The organism is uncultured Nitrospira sp. (assembly GCA_902500695.1).
GTDB lineage: Bacteria > Nitrospirota > Nitrospiria > Nitrospirales > UBA8639 > Nitrospira_E.
The window spans coordinates 41,052-50,135 of record CABVRQ010000024.1 but is presented as its reverse complement, the minus strand read 5'-3'; the positions used below and the strand labels follow the sequence as shown (position 1 = coordinate 50,135).

Annotated in this window: 5 protein-coding genes and 1 tRNA gene; 2 read left to right on the top strand and 4 right to left on the bottom strand. The window is 49.5% G+C overall.

Annotated elements, in window-relative coordinates:
- Positions 1–60: 60 nt before the first annotated feature.
- Positions 61–912 carry a 4-hydroxybenzoate octaprenyltransferase gene (gene ubiA / locus AAH187_RS08415; protein ID WP_342348003.1) on the bottom strand — a complete coding sequence of 284 codons (852 nt, stop codon included), beginning with the start codon at positions 910–912 and terminating at the stop codon, positions 61–63.
- 148 nt (positions 913–1,060) lie between these two features.
- Positions 1,061–1,534 (bottom strand): DUF2914 domain-containing protein, encoded by a 474-nt coding sequence (locus tag AAH187_RS08410; RefSeq protein ID WP_342348002.1) that lies wholly within the window; start codon positions 1,532–1,534, stop codon positions 1,061–1,063.
- A 266-nt stretch (positions 1,535–1,800) separates the two neighbouring features.
- On the opposite strand from AAH187_RS08410, the gene AAH187_RS08405 reads away from it, so the two are divergent.
- Both AAH187_RS08405 and AAH187_RS08400 read left to right on the top strand, forming a co-directional pair.
- Positions 1,801–1,875: transfer RNA gene (locus AAH187_RS08405), tRNA-Thr, on the top strand.
- A gap of 957 nt (positions 1,876–2,832) precedes the next feature.
- Positions 2,833–3,081 carry a hypothetical protein gene (locus AAH187_RS08400; RefSeq protein ID WP_342348001.1) on the top strand — a complete coding sequence of 83 codons (249 nt, stop codon included), beginning with the start codon at positions 2,833–2,835 and terminating at the stop codon, positions 3,079–3,081.
- A gap of 515 nt (positions 3,082–3,596) precedes the next feature.
- On the opposite strand, the gene AAH187_RS08395 is transcribed toward AAH187_RS08400, so the two are convergent.
- Positions 3,597–7,043 carry an acyl-[ACP]--phospholipid O-acyltransferase gene (locus AAH187_RS08395; RefSeq protein ID WP_342348000.1) on the bottom strand — a complete coding sequence of 1,149 codons (3,447 nt, stop codon included), beginning with the start codon at positions 7,041–7,043 and terminating at the stop codon, positions 3,597–3,599.
- A gap of 354 nt (positions 7,044–7,397) precedes the next feature.
- A protein-coding gene (locus AAH187_RS08390; RefSeq protein ID WP_342347999.1) for an IS3 family transposase occupies positions 7,398–8,554 on the bottom strand; the annotation gives its coding sequence in 2 pieces (ribosomal slippage) (positions 7,398–8,284 and positions 8,284–8,554; 1,158 coding nt in all).
- Positions 8,555–9,084: the final 530 nt, after the last annotated feature.

The window sequence follows — 9,084 nt, the reverse complement described above, 5'->3', positions numbered from 1 at the left end:
GATTAGGCAATGAATATAAAAGTGAGAAGTTGATTTGTCGTCTTTCCTTAATTAGTGTGTCTATGGAAGCCCCATCAATATTCCTCCTAAAATAAGAACCCCAATCCAGATATGTTGTTTGAATAAAGAGAAGGCTTGCTCTTCTGAAATCTTTGAGCGGAGAAGAAGGACTTGATAGCCTAATATGACAGCTACTCCCATTAAGGCCAATGAGTATTCAATTCCAAGATCATTGATTCTGGCGACCAAGGCCAGACATCCCAGCATCAATAATCCAGCAATGCCCACCCCAAGCCATGTGAAGGATCCAAAGAGAATGGCGGTGGATTTGACTCCAATCCTTTGGTCATCATCCTTGTCCTGAATGGCGTAAATCGTATCGTAGACCATTGCCCAACACACCGTTGCTGCGAAAAGGACCCAGGCCGACAGGTCCAATTCGTTGCGAACAGCGGCCCATGCCATGACGCCACCCCACCCAAATGCTAAACCCAAAACTAATTGGGGAATATGAATGAAACGCTTGCAGAAGGGATATATCCCAGCAAGCAGCAAGGCCACAGGACTCAGCAAAAGCGCCATGGGATTCAAGAGCCATAACAAGATGGCGGCTAACCCAAGCAAAACGGCCAGAAACGCTAACGCATGGGAAGGCGATAATTGGCCGGAGGCGAGGGGACGATGCCGTGTTCGTTGAACTTCCCGATCGAATGACTGGTCAGCCAAGTCATTCATTATCACCCCGGCACTTCTCATGAGGAATGATCCCATCATGAATATCAAAATGAGTTTCAGGCTGGGCCGACCCTGGGAAGCAAGAATCAGAGACCAAAGTGTTGGGAAAAGTAAAAGTAGAGTTCCTGTTTGATTAAACAACCGGATCAGATTGGCAAATGCAACGGAAGGAGGCATGGATGGTAAGTAGAGGTGACTAAAACAATAAGGGAAACGGATGGCGGGACATGAGCATTGGTAAAGACGCCTTATCAGAACACATAAACCGTGAGTTCCGGTTTCATGCAAATGTGGATATCATGAATCATCAGAAAACTTCATGGTGCTATTTTACAGTAAATCGTGCGATACAGAGGATTCGATCTGGTTCTTTTGATGGGGCAACTACGATCATCCATTCGCCGGTGTGTAAGTCTGGATGCAGTGATTTCATGCTCCACATGCGATAGCCTGAAGAAGGTCGAATGGGAATGTTTACTTCAGAAATCTTGGTCCATGCTCCATTGGTCTGGTGGTGCCAGCTGTGACGAATCGTTCCTGTTGTGGTGGCTTCGATCTTAGTCCAAAATATCACTTGTGAGGTTTGTGATGTTTGGATCACTGGAATGGCCGCTTGTCCATTTTTATCTTTTTCGCAATAGGCCGGAGGGCGGAAGATTCCCTGTGGGTTTCTCTTGTTCACTTCTTTAGATAAAACAACGGTCTTAACAAGAAATTCAGCCTGGGCCAACAGAGGTGTTCCTGCTAAACCAAGCAGTAGCCCCATTCCCCACAATATGTACTTTACTCGATCAACCACCTTCAGTCCTCATATGGATGGTGAGACAACGTCAACCCAACAAACTAAAATATACCTGCGGCCTTGTCAATGGAGAAGGTGAAGGGAAGGCATAAGTGCGGAACCTACTGAGGCCAAGTCAAACTCCTCCATTTTTCGTAAAGAACCAGGATCTTCTGAAGTTGACGTTACTAAGCGACGAAAGGTATAAACGACCACAAAGATAACCTACCAAGTTCGTGCTCAAGTACGGGCTGTCTTTTGCTATTTGATTCCTTCCAATGTGAGCCGGCGTAGCTCAGTGGTAGAGCAGCTGATTCGTAATCAGCAGGTCGGTGGTTCAATCCCACTCGCCGGCTCCAGCCAACATCTATCGAACATGTTTGTAAAGTAACATGCCCAAGGGATTCAGCTTTCTTTCCCAGTGACTGTTGCAATCTGACCAGAAAGAATAGAGCTTCCATGGAGTGGGCAGGTGAACCTGGGTGCATGTTGCATATATAAAGGCGGGCCATCCTCACTGGGATGAGGAATGTTGTCGCATTCTTCCACGCCTGGAGAAAAATGTGATGTGGTGAACTCCTTTAAATGGCATCCAGGAATCAGCGAACCGACTGGACAATGGGCCGCCATGTCTCTTTACTTCTCCGTCTTGAGATCATACAAACGCCTGGGTTTTATCGACAAATTTTTCCTCTGCAGCATTTTTTATGTGAATCGGCTGATTTATCTTTCTACCATTTCCTTCCCGGTACGAATCTATATTGTTTGCCATTCTCCTCATCCTCCGCTGAAATGCAGTCCCTCTAGGACAGAAAGCATTCAGGCCTCTTATTCAATTTGGGAGTCGTGCCTTTTGTCAGGATCCTTAACGTGGTTGTCACCATACAACCCTAATGAATCTGCCCTCAAAGTACATGATCTCGCCCTGATGCCCAAGATCGACTAGAGACATCTGTCAACAGTTTTAACACCGGGCCTTTGTTAATCAAATCTATCGTTGTAGTCAAACGCTTCAATCGCTCCTGTTCCTTCAGATTTTATGGAAATGGTAGTTGTTTATTAAATTCGGAAGAGAGGCACATGGTTTGCTTAACCGAAGCTGAAGATAGGGACACTTATTATTTGAGGGACATTATGAAAATCTGTGAAAAATGTCAGGGGGCAATGGTGGTAGAGCGCGCTGTGGATTTGGAGGTTGGATTAAGTCTTTTATATTTTGCTTGCTTGAATTGTGGGAAACGGATTCAGGCGGAAAAAGAACCGCGACCTCTAGTCCATTAATGATTGATTGAGGCAATTATGAATACGGAGGAATTATGCAACAACAGAGTCGACCATTGACCTATGATGAACGAAAGGCGGCTGAAGCCGCGTTTCGAGGGGCACCGTTTGATCCACAATTGTCCGAATCAGCCAGGAAGGTTTATCTAGGGATTTCGTCCGCAATGGCGAACAAACGTAATGAGGCGTTTCAGGAATATGATCTTTCGCAAATGCCGGATATGGCCAAAAGAACGTCAAATGAATCGCAGGGTCGATCGAGAGCAAAATCTTCTTTATGGTAATCTGTGCTTGCTTTTCTGAGGACAACCCGGGAATCGGGTCGTCCTCAGTTAGCCCCCTCCATTAAGCTCGGCAGCCCGGTATTCCTCATTGAAAATAATTTTTGGTTACGGAATCTCCCCGGCGAGGAGCTTTGTCCGAGAGAGTGTGTCTGGATTGTGAAGTTAATTATGCCAGAGAATGTGGGAGTGGCATCGAAGTATTGGTCAGGTTTTTCGCAAATTTTGGTGCTGGTCTATCATGATCATAATATCATCACGATATTCCAGCCATGGATGAAGTTGTCAATCCACAAAATTCTTAACGACGACATCAAAAATTCCTTTCCGGTCGATCAATTGCATTACACACCTCACCTTTCCCTTTGACATACCTCCGATTGACCGGGAGGAGCACTTACGGAAATGGGTACCCTCCGTTCATGTGTGAGGGGCTTGATGGTTTTCCTGCCTGTTTGATGCTTCCGAATGATGAGGCAAACTTGCCAAAAATGAATCAATCCGCGTTATTGAGAAAGTTATGCCTTTAATTTTTCCAAGGCCAGTTGTTTTAAGGTGCGCAAGTCTAGCTTACCCGTTCCCAATATGGGGAGGTGATCTACTTTGATGAAATTGCTCCGTTTGGGAATGAAAAGATTGGGCAATCCATTAGTCGTGACCTTTTCCAAAATATCCGGGATGGCGGATTCTTCGAGGGTGTGTAAGACCACCAGCTGTTCCCCTTTCCGTTCATCAGGCACGGCGGTGACGGCCAGAACCATGGTTTCGGCGTTTGCCGCTTCCAGTAAAGCATTCTCAACCCGTCCATGAGGAATCATCTCACCACCGATTTTTGAAAATCGGGACAGGCGATCGGTAATGGTAATAAACCCATCCTCATCCAGGGCGGCAATATCCCCGGTAATGTACCATCCCTCTCGTATCACCTTGGCGGTCAAATCTTCACGTCCTAAATACCCATTCATGACGTTTGGTCCTTTGACTAACAGCATGCCTGGAGTGCCGACCGGCAACGGTTGCTCGGTCTCAGGATCCACAATTCTGACAGACACGCCTGGAAGTGGTTGTCCGACTGTTCCCCGCCGAGAGGCGGATTGGAAAAATCCCGAAGCTCGAAAATCTGGACAATTGACGGCAATCACCGGGGCACATTCTGTGACTCCATATCCTTCAATGGGACGAATGCCAAATCGTTCTTCGAATGCGATCAGAAGCCGGCCGGGTAATTTTTCTGCGCCTGTGAGTACGATCCGGAGGGAACCGAATTGTTCCGGGGTGCAACGGCGAATGTATAGTTGCAGGAAAGTCGGGGTCGTTAACAAGATGGTGACTCGATGCTTGTGGATCAGATTCCCAATGGGACCGGCATCCATTGGAGAAGGATGATAGATCACGCCCGCTCCATGAATAACCGGAAACCACAGCGTGGTCAGATAGCCGAAAGAATGAAAGAACGGCAAAATACCCAAAATCCGGTCGTCGTGATCCAGGTGAAGGACTTGGGCAATTCCTTCCACGTTTGAGTCAAGGTTGAAATGACTCAGGAGGACGCCTTTGGGCTCTCCAGTGCTCCCACTACTAAAAATAATCGTGGCGATATCATCAATGGAGGGATGTTTTGTGGCCCCACAGTGACGCTCCAACATCCGGATTGGAGCGAAGAGTGCCAGCACGGCCGCGGTGAGTTGAGCCTGTAAATCAATCGTGTTCCGGATCTCCTCGATCCAGATGGGAGTGAGGTAAGTCGGCAATTCGATTTTTGCTTTTTCCAAGAAGACGCGGCTGGTAAGAACCGTCATTAACCCGGCTTGCTTGGAGGCAGACTCTAACCCCTGTACGCCGACGGTGTAATTCAAATTCACGGTGATTCTTCCGGAAAGGGTCGCGGCCAGGTTGGCGAGTGCGGCGCCCACACTCGGAGGCAGCAGAATTCCTGCCGTGTGTTGCCCCTCCCAGTGAGGTCTGAGTGCTCTTCCCAAGGCGATGGCGCCTGTCAGCGCCTGGAAGCAAGACACGCGAGGTCTGGTCGCATCTCCAAACACGACACGAAACGGGTGTTTGCGCATTGACCAGACAAAGCTGTGATGGAGAGGGCGTCGTGTGAGTTTTCGTAAACGCCACGCGGCTTCTCCCAATTCCTGAACGGCCTGCCGTACCCCTTCAGTCGATGTGGTTGAGGGAAGGGGCTCGCCGATAGAGAGTGTGATGGGATAGGGGAAACGGGTCGGCCACTTTGCTAAAAATCGTCCACCGATGAAACTGAAGATACTCCCCCAAACCCGGTCAAGGTGGATGGGAATAATCGGGACATCTCTGCCTTTGACAATACGGGTGAATCCTGACCGGAAGGGTAAGAGGTTGCCTGTCCGAGTAATTTGGCCTTCGGGAAAAATGCAAACCAGTTCTCCTTGGTCAAGACTCTGTCCCGCTTGCCGTAACGCATGTAAGATTTCTCTGGGAGACCCGTTCGAGGAGATTGGAATCACCCCCAGGATTTTGGCAAAAGGTTGGAGCACGCGATGGTCATAATACTGTTGGTCGACGAGAAAGCGAATGGGGCGATCGGTGGTGGCGAGTAGGAACAGTCCATCGATGAAGGAGACGTGGTTGGGTACAAGGAGTGCCCCACCTTCTTGAGGAATACGATCCCGTCCGGTGATGGTGAGTCGATAGATGGTGTGAGTGAACAAGACTAACACCAACCGAATAAACATTTCAGGGAGGACCCGAAGCGCCCAAATTGTGAGAGCCACGCTCCCAATGCCTGATACGAGAAAGATATGGCTGGCGCTAAGTCCGATCTTTGAGAGGAACCCCGATCCCAGAGATCCCAACAGGACTCCTCCAAAGACCAGGGTATTGGCAAAGGCAATCACGGCGCCACGACGATCAGCGGGAGACCGCCATTGAATGAGGGCGTTGAGCGGGACCACTACAAATCCGCTTGCGAGGCCGAGACATGCCATGGCCAGGAGGGTTCCACCTAACTGGGGCGAGCCAAATCCTAAGGCGAGGAGACTTGCGGATATCCCGATGCCTCCCAAGGGAAGGTAGCCTAACTCCACTTTGGCTGCTGATAGGGTTCCGGCCAAGAGGGCCCCGATGCCTATTCCGACTCCGAAGGCTGCCAGGGGTAGCCCTGAAAGGGAATCAGATAATTGAAGGACGGCTTTGGCGTAAATCAACACATCTTGGCCAACTAAACTGGCCACCGTCCAAAATGCAATGGCCCCCAGGATGCCCAATTTCAAGACTCGATCCAATCGTAGAGCTTCAATGGCGGCCTGCCACGTTTCTCGAACTCCACCATCAAGTCGAGCACGTGGAACTGTAGGTATAAATAATGAAGCCCATAATCCTATCCCCGAGCACACCATGAGCACTAATCCTGTCAGCCAGGGAGTATGGCCGGAAAGGTCAAGCAAGGGACCCGCTAATGCGGTCCCTGCGATGATGGCGATAAAGGTCCACATCTCGAGTTGACCGTTTCCCCATGAAAGGCGATGGTGAGGCAAGAGTTCAGGAAGAATCCCATATTTGGAAGGACTAAAAATGGCGCTTTGGGCGCCCATTGCGGCTAGTACCAAGAGGGGGAGGAACCCACCCAGCGGATTCCAAAAGAGGGCTGCGGTGCCGGCTCCCATCAACAAGACTTCTACGGCCTTCATGACGACGATGACGGTTCGCTTACTGAACCGATCGGAATAGACTCCGGCAAAGGCCGACACTACCATCAGGGGAAGGGTAAAGATGACAAAGGCTTGCGTGGTTGTCGCCTGTGAGGCTGCTTCAAACTCCGGCCCAGAGGCACCTGCCGAAGCGGCGACTTGCTTGATAGCCAGGAGGGCGACAATGAGTTTCCACGCATTATCGTTAAAGGCTCCAAAAAATTGGGCGATGAGCAGTCCGCGGAGCGCCGAGGATTGAGCTGCGGGTGGCGGGGATGTTGAGGAAGTTTCAGTCACCGGGATCACGAGGTGTGAGTCTGGGTTTTTGCTTCTTTTATCCTTGAGGTCAAGGAGATATTAAACAAATATGGTCCATAACGAAATCAAAATTATCTGTTGGTTGTTGCCCTGAATAGGACTTCAAGGGCTGAAGGATCTGGGTATTCCCTGAGCCCGAGATGGTTTAATGGTAGCATGGTTTGTATAATTTTCCAGTAAAAATAAGTCAGGACGATTCTGAGAATTCAAAAGGAGGTGAATCATCTTTAGGATAGCGAGACAACTTAGTTGGGTTATCTTGGAGGAGAGAGGTGGTCCTACTTCCTTGGACAGGTTTGCGGCGAAGTTAAGCTACAATTGATTTGGTTGATGTTATGCCGCTTGCTTCTTATCTTCAGGGGCGGGCCTTTGAAGATGAGAGAGATGATACACCTCATCAGGTGTTTGTCCATTGAAGGTTGAATGAGGCCGTGTGTGATTGTAATGGCTGAGCCATGCACCAATGTGAGTACGAGCCTGAGAGCCATTCTCCAAGGCCTGCAGGTACACACATTCATATTTGAGACTCCGCCACAGCCGTTCGATGAAGATATTGTCCATCCAGCGGCCTTTCCCATCCATCGAGATGTTGAGCCTGTGGTCTTTCAGCACAGCGATGAACTCAAGTGCCGTAAATTGTGAGCCTTGATCGGTATTGAAGATGTCTGGCACGCCATACCGAGCCAGAGCCTCCTCCAACGCCTCCACGCAGAACGGCGTCTCCATCATATTGGACAAGCGCCAGGCAAGGACTTTGCGACTCTGCCAGTCCATGATGGCTACTAAATACAAAAATTCGCGCGTGATCGGGATGGAGGTGATATCGGTGCACCACACCTGATTGGCCCGCGTGACAGCCAGATTTCGTAACAGATCGGGGTAGATCCGATGGTGCGGATGGGGCTGACTCGTGCATGGTTCCTGATAAATCGTGTGCAAGCCCATTAACGCCATCAACCGCCGAACCCGGTGCCGACCCACATTGTGTCCCTGTCGTCCCAACCAGCGCGCCATCTGGCGGCTGCCGTAATAGGGGGTGAGCAGATATTGCTCGTCAATCAACCGTATCAGCTTGAGGTTCAGGGGGGATTCACCGGTTGGTTCATCATACCAGCTGAAACGGTTGATGGAGAGTAACTGACACGGCTTCTTGATGCTCAGCTGTTTATGAGCGGACTCTACCATTTCTTGGCGCCTCCTCACCCCAATCGGTTGGAGGCATCGACTAAAAAATCCCGTTCCACACTCAGTCGGCCAATTGTGGCGTGCAGCTCATGGATGTGCGCCTCTTGATCAGTGTGGTTCTTCTCGAGCTTGGCGGAAAACCCAGCCTCCATCGCAGTGAGGGCTTCACGTTTCCAGCGGTGAATGACGGTGGCATGCACGCCAAATTTTAACGCCAACTCCGATATCGGCGCGTCCTCCCCGAGCGCAGACAAGGCCACCTTGGCCTTAAAACTGGCAGGATGATGCTTGCGGGTTCGACTCATAATCTATGACCCTCCTTTGGTCACAAATTGTAGCGTATCACCCTGCCCGAATTCCTAGGACCATCTCTGAGCCACCCTTTCCCGTCAATCATTTTTGGTCTATATTCCTGTCCGTTGTAGGGAATTGGCGAAATCATGTTTCGAATCATGAAGGCATATAATCCTATCAAGCAAATCACACCAGTACCTACCTGCAGTTTTGATCGATACTTCTCGTGAAGCGATGCTTCCGTTTTAATTGGTTCGGAAATCCCTCACCGTTCTTAGAGTACATGCCGTAGGCTAGATACAGCATGTTCTTTTTCTAGGAAGTTGTCATTTTCCCTTGAGAATCCGGTTTTTCCCAGATTGCAGGAGCATGCCTGTTCTGTTCCCAAGGCTCTTAAGGTTCCATCCCATATAGCCGATTCATTTCCATATACCGCGCCAAGGTTTTGGTTCAGATGATTTGGCAAGTTCTTTTCCGTTGGAATAACCCAGCTTCCGGCAAAGGCTTTAGAATCAAGCGATATCCCAATATAAGTTGAAAC